Origin of the sequence: Lacibacter luteus, from assembly GCF_004118265.1 — a bacterium.
GTDB classification, from domain to species: domain Bacteria; phylum Bacteroidota; class Bacteroidia; order Chitinophagales; family Chitinophagaceae; genus Lacibacter; species Lacibacter luteus.
In genome coordinates, this window is the sequence record NZ_SDHW01000002.1 from 635,047 (window position 1) to 651,755 (window position 16,709).

General features: G+C 40.9%; 10 protein-coding genes. 9 read left to right on the plus strand and 1 reads right to left on the minus strand.

Annotation, left to right across the window (positions count from 1 at the left end):
• Nucleotide 1: 1 nt before the first annotated feature.
• From ESA94_RS10445 to ESA94_RS10455, 3 genes are all read left to right on the plus strand, one after another.
• Nucleotides 2-1,567 (plus strand): RagB/SusD family nutrient uptake outer membrane protein, encoded by a 1,566-nt coding sequence (locus ESA94_RS10445; RefSeq protein ID WP_129130832.1) that lies wholly within the window; start codon nucleotides 2-4, stop codon nucleotides 1,565-1,567.
• Nucleotides 1,568-1,697: 130 nt separating this feature from the next.
• A complete protein-coding gene (locus tag ESA94_RS10450) occupies nucleotides 1,698-5,009 on the plus strand; it encodes a VCBS repeat-containing protein (RefSeq protein ID WP_129130833.1) in 3,312 nt (1,103 codons plus the stop codon).
• Between the two features lie 11 nt (nucleotides 5,010-5,020).
• On the plus strand, nucleotides 5,021-8,380 hold the full coding sequence (locus tag ESA94_RS10455; RefSeq protein ID WP_240671028.1) for a VCBS repeat-containing protein: 3,360 nt from the start codon (nucleotides 5,021-5,023) through the stop codon (nucleotides 8,378-8,380).
• 2 nt (nucleotides 8,381-8,382) lie between these two features.
• Here the strand turns inward: ESA94_RS10455 and ESA94_RS10460 are convergent, their stop codons facing one another.
• Entirely contained in the window at nucleotides 8,383-9,315 is a 933-nt protein-coding gene (locus ESA94_RS10460) for a GyrI-like domain-containing protein (RefSeq protein ID WP_129130834.1), read from the minus strand.
• A 181-nt stretch (nucleotides 9,316-9,496) separates the two neighbouring features.
• Here ESA94_RS10460 and ESA94_RS10465 point away from each other — a divergent pair, with 181 nt between their 5' ends.
• The 6 genes from ESA94_RS10465 to ESA94_RS10490 all read left to right on the plus strand — a co-directional run bounded on the left by ESA94_RS10465 (nucleotide 9,497) and on the right by ESA94_RS10490 (nucleotide 16,683).
• Entirely contained in the window at nucleotides 9,497-11,542 is a 2,046-nt protein-coding gene (locus ESA94_RS10465; RefSeq protein ID WP_129130835.1) for a glycoside hydrolase family 65 protein, read from the plus strand.
• Between the two features lie 214 nt (nucleotides 11,543-11,756).
• Nucleotides 11,757-12,413, plus strand: a complete 657-nt coding sequence (locus tag ESA94_RS10470; RefSeq protein ID WP_129130836.1) for an HAD family hydrolase — start codon at nucleotides 11,757-11,759, stop codon at nucleotides 12,411-12,413.
• An 87-nt stretch (nucleotides 12,414-12,500) separates the two neighbouring features.
• Complete coding sequence (locus tag ESA94_RS10475) at nucleotides 12,501-12,992, plus strand: hypothetical protein (protein WP_129130837.1); 492 nt, start codon at nucleotides 12,501-12,503, stop codon at nucleotides 12,990-12,992.
• Between the two features lie 242 nt (nucleotides 12,993-13,234).
• Nucleotides 13,235-14,563 carry a vanadium-dependent haloperoxidase gene (locus ESA94_RS10480; protein WP_129130838.1) on the plus strand — a complete coding sequence of 443 codons (1,329 nt, stop codon included), beginning with the start codon at nucleotides 13,235-13,237 and terminating at the stop codon, nucleotides 14,561-14,563.
• A 35-nt stretch (nucleotides 14,564-14,598) separates the two neighbouring features.
• On the plus strand, nucleotides 14,599-15,714 hold the full coding sequence (locus ESA94_RS10485) for a hypothetical protein (protein ID WP_164972702.1): 1,116 nt from the start codon (nucleotides 14,599-14,601) through the stop codon (nucleotides 15,712-15,714).
• Between the two features lie 39 nt (nucleotides 15,715-15,753).
• Nucleotides 15,754-16,683, plus strand: coding sequence for a transporter (locus ESA94_RS10490; protein WP_129130839.1), 930 nt, complete (start codon nucleotides 15,754-15,756; stop codon nucleotides 16,681-16,683).
• Nucleotides 16,684-16,709 lie beyond the last annotated feature (26 nt).

Consider the following 16,709-nt stretch of genomic DNA (forward strand, 5'->3'; position numbering starts at 1 on the left):
AATGAAAACAAGTATGAAAAGTTATGTTGCCGGTGTAGCTGCTGCTTTCACTTTGTTTGCATCTTCTTGTACGAAGCTGGAGCCGGAGTTAGGTGGACAGGAAACGGTTGGCGTTGTGAAAGACGGTGCAACCCCGACAGCACCAACCATCTCATCGGTTTACGGACAATTAAACCAATTGATCAGCCAGGAAAACTGGTTTGCATTAAATGAACATAGTACTGATGAAATTTTAGGACCTACACGTGGTACAGACTGGGACGATTTCGGTACATGGCGTCGTCTTCACCTCCACACATGGGGTCCCGATCATAACCAGATCAACAACGTATGGAATGGTTTAAACGGAGCGCTTTATCAAACAACACTTGCTGCCGAACTTCTTACAGGACAGGCTCAGGCAGAAGGTAAATTCCTCCGCTCTTATTTCCGTTTCTTAATGATCGATGCATTTGGTCAAATGCAGGTACGTGCTGCAAATGCACCGGCCAGTGGTATTCCATCTGTTGTACCTCGTGCAGAAGCAATTGATTTAATTATTACCGAGTTGGAATCAGCTGTTGCGGGACTGCCTTCATTCTCCGGAACCAACCGCCATGTTGCAACCAAAGAGGCTGCATGGGCATTGTTGGCAAAATTGTATTTGAACAAAGCAGTGTACAAAGCAGCAGCGTCTGCACCTGCGGGTCCTTACACATTTGCTGCAGCAGATATGAATAAAGTAATTCAATACTGTAACAGTGTTGCTGCAAACACAAACCTTGCTGTTGAAACAGATTACTGGGACAACTTCAAATGGACCAATAACTCAGTATCATCAGAAAACATTTTTGTAAGAAGAAATACAGATGGTATTAACCTCGTATGGGCAACCTGTATGGGTGGTCACTACAATCAAACACCAAGCGGCTGGAATGGTTTTACCACACTCTCTGATTTCTACGACAGCTTTGAAGATGGCGATGTTCGTAAGAGCACTACACTCTCCGGCTTCTCAGATCAGGTTGGTACAAAAGCAGGGTTTAACATTGGCCAGGCAAGAGGTCCGCAAGGTCAGCGTATTGGTAATGCGTTGGTTGATCTGAAAGATCGTAGTGGTAACCCGCTTGTGTTTACACGCAACGTAAGTATCTTCTTTAACGGTGAAGCAAGTGGTATCCGTACCAATAAATTCCCGCTCGATCCTGCTACTATTAATGATGGCGGCTGGGGAAGTGCAAACGACTTTGTGTTCCTGCGTTTATCGGATGTTCGCTTAATGAAAGCAGAAGCGATCTTAAGAGGCGGTACCGATGCAGAAACTCCATTGGCAATCGTAAACAGCATCAGAACAAGACGTAGTGCTACTTTATTAACAGCAGCTCCAACGCTTACAGTTTTATTGGCTGAACGTGGTCGTGAATTGTATCTCGAAGGTTGGAGAAGAAACGATATGATCCGTTACGGTGTGTTCAACAAACCGGTTCAGGAACGTGCAACAGAATCAGATCCTACAAAAGTGATCTTCCCGATTCCTGCAATCGCTCTTTCTTCAAATCCGAATTTGAAGCAAAACGCCGGGTACTAGTTTGTATCATAATCAATAGGGGAGAGGTCGCTGAATTCAGCGGCCTCTTTTTTTAATGAGAAGCGTTGTGTAAATACTTTAAACAAAGCAAACAGTTTTATCTTGTAGCTTTAACGATTCTGTGTTGTATATGACAATTAACCAAGGCCTTACCTTATTGTTGTTTTCTTTTTTTGCATTTGCATGCAACAAACAAAAAAAGCAAACGCTTTTTACGGAAGTTGAGAACAGCGGAATTTCTTTTGAAAATAAACTCAGCAACGATAAAGACTTCAACATTTTTACTTATCGTAATTTTTACAACGGTGCAGGTGTTGCCACCGGCGATCTAAATAATGATGGCTTACCCGAAGTGTTTTTTGTTTCGAACCAGGGCAGCAACAAATTGTATTTAAACAAAGGCAATCTGCAATTTGAAGATGTTTCTGCAAAAGCAGGATTTACCGAAAAAAAACAATGGAGCACCGGTGTTGTATTGGTTGACATTAATGCCGATGGCTGGCTTGATATTTATGTTTGCAATGCAGGCAACATGTTCGATTCATCGTTGCGCCGCAATCAACTCTTCATCAACAATCATAATTTAACCTTTACAGACAAAGCAGCTGAATATGGTTTAGATAATGATGGTTACAGCACGCATGCTTCATTCTTTGATTACGATCTGGATGATGACCTCGATTGCTTTATCATCAACAACAGCCCTATTCCGGTAAACACACTCAACTATCCCAGCCTTCGTGATTTGCCTGCTGCACAATGGCAGGTAGCCGATTTTTTAAAACCTGGTGGGGATCATTTCTACCGCAACGATAACGGAAAGTTTAAAGAAGTAACAAAAGAAGCGGGTATACATGGCAGCTTAATTTCATTAGGACTTGGTGTTACGGTAGGTGATGTAAATGAAGATGGTTATCCCGATGTATATGTGTCGAACGATTTTTTTGAACGGGATTATCTCTACATCAATCAACGCAACGGAACGTTTAAAGATGAACTGGAAGAACGTATACAGCATACGAGTTTATCATCCATGGGTGCAGACATGCAGGATATTAATAACGATGGCAGCCCAGATATTTTTACAACCGATATGCTGCCCGGCGATGATTATCGTTTGCGGGCTAATTCATCGTTTGAAACATATGATGTGTTTAACCTGAAAGTGAAACAAGGCTTCTACTATCAATACACACAAAACGCATTACAGGTAAATAATAAAAAGGGAAAGTTTTTTGAAACGGCATTTTTCAGTGGTGTTGCCGACAGTGACTGGAGCTGGGGAGCACTCATGTTTGATGCAGATAACGATGGTAATGTAGATATCTATGTTTGCAATGGTATTTATTACGATGTAACTGATCAGGATTTCATCGACTTCTTTGCAAATGAAGTGGCACAACAAATGGTGAAGACAGGCAAGAAAGAAGAAGTGAGCAACATCATTAACCGTATGCCTTCAAACCCTATTGCCAACAAAGCTTACCGCAACACAGGTAATTTAAAGTTTACCGATGCAGGAGAAGACTGGGGCTTTACGAAGAAAACATTTTCGAACGGTGCTGCTTATGCCGATCTGGATAATGACGGTGATCTTGATCTTGTCATCAGCAATGTAAACCAGCCGGCACTTGTATATAAAAATAACAGCAGAGAGCAGAATCAAAACAATTACATCAGCATTCAGTTAAAATATGAAGGACAAAACCTGTTTGGCATTGGCAGTTTAATTCGTCTTTATCAGAAAGACCAGGTACTCACACGTGAGCTTGTTCCTGCAAGAGGCTTTGAATCATCGATCGATTACAAACAAGTCTTTGGCGTTGGTAAAGACGTCATCGATTCCATGCGCATCATCTGGCCTAATCAATCGTTCACAACAATTGTAAAACCTGCGATCAACAAACTGCATACTATTCAATACAATACAAACAATGTAAACAAAAACTTTTGGGAGGCTTATCCTCCCATCGAAACCTATTTTCAACAGCAGGATAGTTTGTTTGCCACACATATCGAAGATGAGCATGTTGATTTCTTTTACGAACGCAATATTCCTTTCATGCTTTCAACACAGGGACCGAAAGCTGCAACTGCCGATGTGAATGCAGATGGTTTAACCGATGTGTACATTGGTGGAGGCAAGGGTCAGCCCGGTGCATTGTATCTGCAAACAGCCAATGGTTTTCGATTGGCAGATGTGCCCGACTTTAAAACTTATGCGTTTAATGATGTAACAGCTGCGTTGTTTTTCGATTGCGATAAAGACGGTGACCTGGATCTGTTTACCGGAGGCGGTGGTAATTTTTCTGCAGCAGCAGTTGGCGGTTATCAAAATCAGTTATTCATTAACGATGGTAATGGCGGCTTCACTTTAAAGCGTGGCGCTATCCCCATGTTCAATACCAACTGCGGTGCAGCTGTTGCATTCGATTATGATGGAGATGGTTTTCAAGATCTTTTTGTTGGGAGCAGAAGTGTACCGCAGAGTTATGGTGCCACACCTGAAAGTTACTTACTGCACAACGATGGCAACGGAAATTATACCGACGTAACAGCAACTGTTGCTCCTGTATTTTTAAAAGCAGGAATGATAACAGCAGCAGCTGTAGCTGATGTAAACAACGATAAAAAGAATGAGCTGCTTATAACAGGCGAGTGGATGCAAGTGAAAGTATATGCATTTAACGGCAAACAATTCGCAGAACAAAAAACAGGTATTGAAAATTACAAAGGCTGGTGGCAAACACTGAAGGTGGCCGATGTAGATAAAGATGGTGATGCCGATTTGATTCTTGGTAACCTTGGCGAAAATTTTTATTTGCAGGCGGCTAATGATAAACCGGTTAAAATATGGATGAAGGATTTTGATGCAAACGGCATAACTGATAAAATGCTTACACGCTCTTACAATAAAACGGATGTGCCTGTATTTATGAAACGGGAAATAACCGACCAGGTGCCATCATTAAAGAAACTGAATTTAAAGCACCAGGATTTTGCAAAGAAAACAATACAGGATCTGTTTGGAAAGGAATTGAAAGATGCAGAGCTCAAAGAAGTAAACTATGCATCATCCTGCGTTGCCTATAACGATGGCAAAGGAAACTTTACAATTAAAGCATTGCCGTGGCAGGTGCAGCTTTCAAGCATCAACGCAATACAATTGATCGATGTAAATAAAGATGGCTACGATGATCTTGTAACTGCAGGAAACTTCTTTAACCTGTTGCCGCAGTTCTGCAGGCTCGATGCAGGTTATGGTGAAATACTGCTTAACGATAAAAAAGGAAGCTTTACTGTTGTGCCCGCTGTACAAACAGGTTTAAACCTGTATGGACAAACAAGAGACATTGTACATTGGAACAGGAACAGCAGCGATTACCTGCTCTTTCTCGAAAACAATGCAACACCTGTGCTGTATAAACTCAACTCAAAGTAAGAAGCGAACCAATGATGCAGAAGAACGGACGCATACCCTACTTTTTTACTGCTTTGCTTTTTGCATTGCTGATGATGAATGCCTGTAATAAAAAGCACAGGATCATAAATCCATTGTTTGAAGCACGCACAAGTATCGAAACCGGATTGCACTTCAGCAATCAATTAAAGCCAACAGCAGAATTTAATTTGTTTTCGTACATGTATTATTACAACGGTGCAGGTGTTGCTGCTGCCGATTTTAATAAGGATGGATTAACTGATTTGTTTTTTGCCGCAAACCAGGACAGCAATAAACTATTTCTCAACAAAGGAGCACTACAGTTTACCAATGTTACTGCTGCAGCAGATATTCCGCAGGATGGCAGTTGGAGCACCGGTGTTTCAGTAGTGGATATTAACAACGATGGCTTGCTGGATATTTACATTTGCCGTGTTGGTAATTACAAAGTGCTGAAAGGAAAAAACCAACTGCTTGTTTGTAAAGAAATAAATAAAGACGGTGTACCTGTTTTTGTGGATGAAGCTGCAGACTATGGTCTGGATTTTTCGGGCTTTAGTACACAGGCAGTGTTCTTCGATTATGATGGCGATGAAGATCTTGATCTGTTTTTATTAAATCACTCCGTTAATCATGATGGCAACTACGCTCCACGCAAAAACTTTTTGAATACTTATGATTCATTGGCTGGTCAGCGTTTGTACAGAAACGATGTTGTTACAACAGCCGATCAACAGCAACATGCATACTTCACCAACGTAACAGCAACAACCGGTATCAACGGATCAAAGATCGGTTATGGTTTAGGTGTTGTAGTGAGCGATATTAATGTTGATGGCTGGCCTGATATTTATGTAGGAAATGATTTTCATGAAAACGATTATCTCTACATCAATCAAAAGAACGGAACATTTGCTGAAGAAGCCACGAAACGTTTAATGCATAGCAGCCAGTTCAGCATGGGTGTAGATGCAGCTGATATTACCAACGATGGCTTTCCCGAAATTATTTCGATGGATATGTTGCCTTACGATCCATACATGATCCGCCGTTCGCTGGCAGAAGATGATTATAACATTTTTCAAAACAAGATCAATTACGGTTACAACTACCAATATGCACGCAATAATCTGCAGTGGAACAGGGGCAATGGTTTGTTTAGCGAAGTTGGTCAGTATGCAGGTGTAAATGCAACCGACTGGAGCTGGGCTGCCCTGTGGATGGATTTTGATAATAACGGACGCAAAGATTTGTTTGTATCAAACGGTATTCCCAAACGGATGAACGATATTGATTACATCAACTTTGTATCAAATGAAGAGCTGCAGGAAAAAATGCGTAGCGGAACGGTGCAGGATAAAGACATGGCACTGGTAAATAAGTTTCCCGAAATAAAAATTCCGAATCGCTTCTTTCGTAACAAAGGTAATCTGCAGTTCGACGATGTAACCGACAGTATTGAAAATAATCTGCCAACATTTTCCAATGGATCGGTATATGCAGATCTGGATAATGATGGCGATCAGGATCTGATCGTAAACAACATCAACGATCCTGTGCTGTTGTACGAGAACAAAACAAATTCAACAGTTGTAAAACCATCAGCTGCTATTACGTTAAAAGGATCGATGCAGAATCCCAATGCCATCGGATCAACCATTGTTTTGTTTGCAGGGAATGAGATACGCAGCTACGAACACAATCCTGTGCATGGATTTTTATCAAGCATGTTGGTGCCGATGCATATTGGGTTAGATGGAACAAAGATCGACTCTGCTTTTCTTATCTGGCCCGACCGTACGTATCAATCCATCAATATTAAAACAGGTAAGCAGGAGTTTACCTATACAAAAGGATTACCACTGTTTGATTATAACAAGGTCATCAACTTTCATGCGCCAACTGTAAATGCGTTGGAAGATATTACTGCACAAACTAAACTCGATCACCGGCATATTGAAAATACATTCAACGAATTTGCACGGGAACCTTTGCTGCAACATATGAACTCAACTGAAGGTCCGGCATTGGCTGTAGGCGATATTAACCACGATGGATTGGACGATGTGTTCATTGGTTCATCAAAAGGCTATCGCAATGCAGTGTATGTGCAAACAGCTTCAGGTACATTCAGCTACAAAGCACAACCTGCTATGTGGCTCGATAGTATGACGGAGAATGCAGATGCTGTATTTGTAGATGTAAACAACGATACACATGTTGATCTGTTGATAGCTGCAGGAGGAAATGAATACTATGGAACAGATGCACATTTGTTGCCTCTGTTATATATGAATGACGGCAAGGGAAATTTCACAAAGAAGACAGATGCTTTTGCAGACATTGTTGTTACGCAAAGTAAAATGGCTGTATACGATTTTACGGGCGATGGCTTTACAGATATTTTTCTGCCGGGCAGAGTTGAACCATGGAATTTTGGTATAAAACCACGCTCCTATTTATTAAAGAATGATGGCACCGGAAAGTTTATTGATGTTACAGCTGCTTACACAAAAGAATTAATGCAGCCCGGTTTGGTAACCGATGCACAATGGATAGATGTGAATGCAGATGGTAAAAAGGATATGCTGCTTTGTTACGAGTGGGGCGGTATTGATGCATTTCTTTTTTCAAAGAATAGTTTCATAAAACAAACAATTACTTCCAACAAAGGTTGGTGGACGTTTATATTACCATTTGATGTGGACGCAAACGGTCAGCTTGATTTTATTGCCGGCAACTTTGGATTAAACAGTCGTTTGAAGGCGTCAGCAGATGAACCGCTTTCTTTATACGTAAACGATTTTGATGCAAATGGAAGAAACGAACAGGTGCTTACCTATTATCTGCAACACAAAGAAATTCCTTTTGCAACCAAACAGGAGTTGGAAAAGCAATTACCGCTGTTGAAGAAAAAGTTTTTATATGCAGAAGATTTTGCAAAAGCATCGCTCAACGATTTGTTTGGTGCGGATAAACTAAAGAAGGCACAGAAATATACAGCTGATTATTTAAGCAATGCCTTGTTGCTGAATAAAGGAAACAAAACCTTTGAAGCTATAGCATTACCATACGAAGCACAGTTAACAACTTATCGTACAGCACTGATTGTGCAGGCGAACAATGACAGCCTGCCCGATGTACTACTGCTCGGCAATTATTACGATAACAATGTAGAGATCGGCAGACAGGATGCCGACTTTGGTACATTGCTCATCAATAAAGGCGCAGGCAAATTTGTATATGCAGCACTGAACGGCTTAACTATTAACGGCCAGGTAAGGAACAGCAGAGCAATAACCATCAACGGAAAGCAGGCTTACATACTTGCAAAGAATAATGATGCAGTGCAGATTATTCGCTTCAAATAAACTTAATAAAGTACAGGATAATAAATGCGGGTGATCCAATTGCTCGTGTCTTTTTCCTGCATGCGATCGGTAATGAGCGATTGAAACGGAATGGCCGGTGCAGTACGTTGATGATCGAAAGCATAATCGGCCATACGCTTTTCGGCAGCAGCTACTGTTGCAATACCTCCTTTTACATCACCCACTAAAATATATCCAAGGATCATTTTTTTGCGGATGAACGGAGCTTCTTCTGCAACATCTGCTTTTGTAGGAATACCCACCATTACATCGTACTGACTATTCAAAGCAGAAAAAATGTTCAGCATCGGCGCATTGCTTTCTTCACCTCCTTTTGCTTTAATATAATTCTTTACAGCAGTTACCATGCTGTACACTTCTTCTGTGTCGGGATAATGATCGAATGTTTTCTTCAACGAAATAAGTGTAGAATCTTTTACACGTTGAGTTTCCACACGCATACCATAGGTATTTTGTTCATCTTCAAAAAATGGTTTTACAGCAGCAAGAAATTGTTTGAAATCTTTTTTCAACGAACGGAGTTGTAAATGCTGTCTGATCTTTGTTACCGGGTTACTGCTGTATGCAAATGCATAGCTCCATTCAAAATAAGCAGAATCTACGTTGTAAGGAAAGGTCTGAAAGTATGCTGTTACAGAATCGGTACCCGCAAGTGTTCTTGTTTCAATACCGGGTAGTGTCATTTGCTGAAAACGATAATTGCGATGGTTAAAACTGTACATCAAATTACTTTCCTGCTTACCCGCCCACCAGTTTTTCCATTGTGTACTGTCGTGCAGTAAACGCATTGCTGCATTATTGGTACAACGGAATACTGTTTTGTAGCTGTAGCTTTCTTTTTGTGGAATACGGAAATAGAATACAACAGCAGCAACAAGAACTAAAGTAAAAGCAAACAACAGTAATCTTTTCATCAGACAAAACGTTTGAAGCATCTGCAATTTAGGTGAAATCGAGTGCAGAAAAGGCGCTTTCTTTTTACATTGAAACAAGTAATCCATAGCAAACGTTTGCAGATTCTAATCGTAAATTCAAGCCTGTTTTCTTTGTGCTTTACTGTTTATCTTTCCTGTACGAATGATAAAAACGATTGCCATGAAACAATTGCTGCTGTTTATACTGCTCTTTACTACCTGTTCAATTTCTGCACAAACGATCGATCCCTGGAGAATTTCAACCGATAAAATTGATCCATCCAATTATTACGGCATTACAGTTGCAAACGGAATGATCGGTGTTGTATCATCACCCGAACCGTTTAAAGTAAAAGATGTAGTGCTTGCCGGTGCGTATGATTTGTATGGTCGGGGAAGGGTTAGTAATTTTTTACGCAGCTTTAATTTGCTCAACAGCTATTTGGAAATTGATGGCAAACGCATCGATGCAAAGTCGGCTGCTAATATGAAACAGGAACTGGATATGCAGCACGCCAGCTTTACAACAACATTTGATTATGCAGATAAAGCAACTGTAACTTATACGTATTATTCATTGCGTCATTTGCCGTTTACAGTGTTGATGGACATCAGCATTACTGCAAAGGCAAACATCAATATTACAGGCGCAAGTGTAATGGAAGCGCCAGATGCGTTGAAAGATGTACAGAATTATTACAACGAAATTGATCGTCCTCATGTAACCATGAGCCTGCTTACATCATCAGCCAAAAGTCCTACAGGTAAATTGTTGATGTGTGCCAGCAATACATTTTTATTTTCTGAACATCATGGCAGCGAACCAAGAGTGATCCATGAAATGTGGGACAACAATATGCATTTGCTCAAGTTCAGCAAACAACTGAAAGCAGGTGAAACGTATCGTTATTCTATTGCAGGTTCATCTATTACATCAGCACATCATGATGATCCGTTGAACGAAGCAGAACGTTTAACCATTTATGCAAAGCTCGAAGGAAGAGAACGCCTGCTACAGTTTCATAACAAAGCATGGGATGAATTGTGGAGTAGTCGAATTATTATTGAAGGTGATCCCGCCACAGCGGGACAGGATCAGCAGGATATAAACAGCATGCTTTATCATTTGTATTCGTTTACAAGAGAAGGAACTGCGTTATCACCATCACCAATGGGATTAAGCGGATTGGGTTATAACGGCCATGTGTTTTGGGATACAGAATTATGGATGTATCCGGCATTGCTTGTATTAAAACCTGAACTCGCAAAAAGCATGGTTGAGTATCGTTATCAACGATTGGAGGCAGCAAAACGAAATGCATTCAGCAAAGGATTTAAAGGAGCGATGTTTCCATGGGAAAGTGCGGAAACAGGAGTTGAAGAAACACCGGTGTGGGCATTGAGTGGTCCGTTCGAACATCATATTACTGCATGTGTGGCAATAGCTGCATGGAATTATTATTGTGTAACACAGGATAAAGTGTGGTTGAAAGAAAAAGGTTATCCTATTCTCAGTGCAACGGCCGATTTCTGGGCAAGTCGTGTTGAACGAAATGGTGCGGGCAAGTATGATATTAAGAATGTAGTGGCGGCAGATGAGTGGGCGGAGAATGTAGATAACAACGCATTTACAAATGCGGCAGCAAAAACCAACTTACAATTTGCAACAGAAGCAGCAAAGTTGTTGGGCATTGCTCCAAATGCAGATTGGATGAATGTGGCAAACAATATTCCTGTGCTGAAATTTCCGGATGCTGTTACAAAAGAACATGCAAGCTACAATGGTGAAGGCATTAAACAGGCCGATGTGAATCTGCTTGCATATCCGTTGAAAGAAGTAAAAGATGTTGCAACGATCCGTAAAGATTTGGAATACTATGAACAACGTGTGCCAAACGAAGGAACACCAGCAATGACGCAGGCGGTGTTCACCACTTTGTATGCAAGACTTGGTGATGCAACAAAAGCCTATCATTGGTTTAAAGATGCATTCATTCCAAATCTCAATCCACCGTTTCGTGTAATTGCAGAAACGAAGGGAGGAACCAATCCTTACTTTGCTACAGGTGCAGGTGGTATTTTACAAAGTGTGTTGATGGGTTTTGGTGGCTTGGAAATTACGCCAACGGGTATCACACAAATCAAAACAGTATTACCTGCTAACTGGAAGAGTGTAACGATTACAGGTGTTGGTGTGCAGAAGAAAACGTTTGTGAATAGGAAGTAGGATTTTGTTAATCTATATTCTATTCAACTCAAACGATTATACATATTGGCAACTCCTTAATTTATTGAGATGTCTCGTTCCTCGACATGACGGGTTAAAGATGTTTATTATTTTTTGACCTGTTGAACTACTCGGAGTGTCGTCATCTCGACGAAGGAGAGATCTCATTTACAAAAACCAGCTGGAAACATAGCAACAGCTTTATTTTTGCAGCATGACTAAAGCTTTTCTCTTCGATCTTGATGGAACATTAATTGATACCATGCCTGCACATTTCAAAACCTGGCAAATAGTGGTAAAGGAAATGGGCAGCCCGCTTGAAGGAGAATCATTGATGAATCAACTATATGGCAATGGTGCAGAATTGATGAGAAGAATTGTACCAGGTAGCAATTTTACAGAAGAAGAAGCAAGAGAGATAGTGGCTGCAAAAGAAGAACGCTATCGTGCATTATACGGAAATGAAATAACCGTACTGGAAGGAGCAAGAGAATTTTTAGATGAAGCGCTTGCGAAAAACATTCCCATGGGCATTGGTACAGCCAGCAACCAGGCCAATATTGATTTTGCATTGGATAAACTTGATCTGCGTCGTTACCTCAGTGCAATAGTTGGCGCTGATGATGTACAGCTCAGCAAGCCTCACCCCGAAACATGGCTTAAACTGGCTGAAGAATTGAACACCCCACCCGAACATTGCATCGTGTTTGAAGATGCTCCAAAGGGTATTGAAGCAGCACTGGAAGCAGGTATGAAAGCCATTGCCATCACGGGTCATTTTTCTGCAAACGATTTCGGTGCGTACGAAAATATTTTACAAATAGTTCCTTCGTTAAATGTGCTTAACATCAATGAATTACTCTATCTTTAGAGGACTAACGAATTGCTGTTGAGAATTTTTGCTTCCATATTTTTTCTCTCCATACTACTATTTAACTGGTTCGGTTACCGGTTTGTCATGGATTACGTACAGCAAAAAGCAGATTCCCGTTTTGAACAAAAAATTGATAACAACGACTATGATGCAAGTGCATTGATTGAAGTGCGTGCACCGGTAAGCTTACCTTATCAAACCGATTGGAAAGAATTTGAACGTGTCAGCGGTGAGATCACCATCAACGGTATGCACTACAAATACGTAGAGCGCAAACTGGAAGGTGGTGAAATGATTTACAAATGTATTCCCGACGAAGGCAAAGCCCGTTTACTGAATGCACGTGAAAATTTCTTTAAACTGGTGAACGATCTGCAAACACAATCGCCTGAAAAATCGGGTAAACAACCTGCACCATCTTACAAAGCATTTTCATTTGAATATTGCGAGCAGTTAGCCAACTGGTCGCTCGATGCGTTAAACGAATTACAAGCGCCATTTAACCAAACCTTTTCAAGCAAAACACTTTCTGCACATCTCCTTAAAGCAGAACAACCTCCTGAAATTTTCGCTTGATTGCTTTTCTGAAATTTACTCATCTGCAATTGTGTCGTTGTTTCGCCTCTGCTATGAGGGTGGCAGAACGTTACATTAAAACGTACAAGCTTACAGATTTGTAAATGCAAAAGCATACCTCTTTCAACAGTAGACCCGGGTGAGACGGGAGTACTGTTACTACTGCAGCTGCAGATAATGAACATATTCTAAAAAGTAAGACGAGTACTATCTCAAAAGATAGAGTAATACAGATTATTCAGATGAAACAAATTGTATTGACAGCAGTAATTGCTGTATTCCTGATTGCGTGTAAACAGAAAGGAGATTATAAAGCGTATACCAACGACCCTTTATTATATAGTAAAACGGTTAAGAAGTTAAACAATGTCGTATTGGAAAATAATTTTCCGCCAATGATCGCTGCACGTAATTATGTGTATGCAAACATTGCAGCTTATGAATGTATAGCTGCAGGCGATAAAAATTACAGAAGCATGAGCGGACAAATAAAACATATGCCTGCAATGCCTAAGCCCGATACAACAAAAGCACCAATTGATTTTTCACTGGCTGCTTTATTTGCGTTAACAAAAGTTGGTAATGCTGTTACCTTTCCAGAGGGAAGCATGATGGAGTATTACAATGAGTTAAAACATAATGCCGACTCGGCCGGGATGCCGTCGGACATGTTAGAGAATACGATTGCTTTTTCGGATAGCATTGCTGCAGCTGTATTACGTTGGAGCAAAGGGGATAATTATGCAAAAACACGAGGTGCTGAAAAATTCACTGTTCGTGAGGAAAACGGCCGTTGGGTACCTACACCACCTATGTACGCCACTGCGGTTGAACCGCATTGGAGTAAAATTCGACCAATGGTATTAGACAGTTCTTCACAGTTTGAAATTCCACGTCCGCCTGTATTTGATGTTGCAAACAATAACAGTGTGTATTACAAATACATGATGGAAGTTAAAAACGTGGGTGATAGTTTAACAGAAGAACAAAAACATATTGCTGATTTCTGGGACGATAATCCGTTTAAAATGAATGTGAGCGGACATGTAATGTTTGCCACCAAAAAGTTTTCGCCTCCGGGCCATTGGTTAAACATTGTTGGCATTGCAGCAAAAGCAGCAAAGGCCGACTTTAATTCAACTGTTGGTGCGTATGCGCTTACTTCTATTGCATTTTTCGATGCCTTCATTCGTGGATGGGAAGAAAAATACAAGAGCAATTATGTACGTCCTGAAACAGCAATTAACAAATATGTAAGCCAGGAATGGCGGCCATATATCCAAACACCGCCTTTTCCTTCTTATGTAAGCGGCCATGCAACCAACTCTGCCGCAGCTGCCGAAACCATGACATCGTGGTTTGGCGATCAGTTATCATTTACAGATACATCGCTGCTGGAGTTTGGTATCGCCAACCGTGAAGTAAAATCGTTTCGTGCAGCAGCAGCGGAAGCTGCTATGTCGAGACTGTACGGAGGTATTCATTATCGTTTTGATAACGATGAAGGCTTAAAAGCAGGCAGGCAAATTGGCGAATTGATCGTTCAACGCATTAAGTTGAGAGCTAACTGACACCTGCAAACAATCAACAACCAAATACTACAATTATGAACAAAAAACTATTGATAGCAATTGCTTTATTTTTTTCAGTTTTCATTTCTGTAACAAACAGATTAGTTGCACAAGGTTGTGTTGCCGTACGCAGCAATGGTGCTATGTGTACACGTAGCCATGCAGGAGAAGACGCAGCAGATAACCACAACTGGCAATTGACAACCGGCTACCGTTATTTTCATTCATTCCGTCATTTTGTAGGAACTGAAGAACAAAAACATCGTGTTGCTGAAGGAACAGATGTACGTAACTGGCAACATGCCGTCGATTTTACATTGGCACGCAAGCTCAACAAACGCATGTCTATTGCAGTAAATGTGCCCATTATCTCCAACCGCCGTTCATCGATGTATGAACATTATGGAAACAGCAGTACAAGTCCTAATGCAAGAAAAGAAACAACATCATTCGGCATTGGAGATGTTCGTATTACTGCTTATCGCTGGATGCTTGATCCAATAAAAAGCAAAAAAGGAAATATACAAGTGGGCTTGGGATTGAAATTGCCAACAGGCGACTATCGTTACAACGATTTCTTCTGGAAAAATGATTCAACAAAAGTGCTTGGCCCCGTTGATCAGTCCATTCAGTTAGGCGATGGTGGTACAGGTATTTCATTAGAGTTGAATGGTTATTATGTATTCACAAAAGAACTGAGTGCTTATGGTAATTTTTATTATCTCAGCAACCCACGTGAACACAATGGTGTATCAACAGCACGTGGAGGAACAACAAGCAATACCAATATTTTATATGGCAGCAGTGTTATGAGTGTACCCGATCAATACATGATTCGTGGTGGATTGAATTTAATGCTGGGTGCATTCTCTGCATCAGCAGGTGTGCGTTTAGAAGCAGTACCATCTGAAGATATTATGGGAGGAAGCAGTGGTTTCCGCAGACCGGGCCGCATTTTTGGTGCTGAGCCAGGTGTTGCTTATCAAATGAAAAAAGTAAACCTGTTTGCAACTGTTCCTTACTGGTTCAGCAAAAACCGCACACAGAGCTATGCCGATAAACAACGTACAAAAATCACCGGTGTATTTGCACAGGGCGATGCTGCCTTTGCCGATTATTCCATCAATATCGGTTGCACCGTTCGTTTTTAATTCTTAGTAGAAGCAAAGAAGTTGTAAAACAATCATCAAATGGAATTGACAAAAAAATTTTTAGGACTTATACTGTTCTGTACTGCGGTAATACAGGCATCTGCCCAAACAGATATTGATGCCATTATGATGGAGAAGAACGCATTTTGCGTTGGCCCCGGTTATGCATACAGCAGCTGGAAAAATTATTGGGAAGGAACAAAGAAGAGAGAGAATCTTAATCTCGGCACAGTTTCTACACAAATGTTTGCAGTAATGGGTAACTACGGTGTTACCAAAAAACTCAATGCATTATTTAATGTTCCGTACGTGGTTACTAAAGCAAGTGTAGGAACATTGCGTGGACAAAGAGGCATGCAGGATCTGAGTCTGATGCTGAAGTATCGTGCAATCAATCAAAAGATCGGCGATAGCCGTGTTGCTTTAATTGGTTTGTTGGGCGGTTCGTTACCCATAAGTAATTACACAGCCGACCTATTGCCTTTATCCATCGGCATGCAAAGTAAAACTGCAATGGCAAGATTGATGCTGGACTATCAGTACGATAATAAATGGTTTGCAACAGCATCGGCTACCTATGTGTGGCGCAGCAAGGTTACACTCGATCGTGATTCGTATTATACTGATCGGTTTATTCTTTCAAACGAAGTGGATATGCCCAATGCAACCAGTTATAACATTCGTGCAGGCTACCGCACACAATGGTTAATTGCAGAAGCTGTATTAAATAACTGGACAACAAAAGGAGGTTTCGACATTACACAAAACAACATGCCGTTTATCAGCAACCGTATGAACGCCACATCGCTTGGGTTTAATGTAAAGTATGTGTTCAAAAAAATGCCGCAGCTTTCGTTAACAGGTGGCGCAAGCCAGGTTGTTGCCGGGAGAAACATGGGACAAAGTTTTTCTGCTAATGGAGCAGTGTTCTATGTCTTCAACTTAAACAAGAAAGAAAAGAAAGCTTAATGCTGAGCAAACTGATTTAATACAAG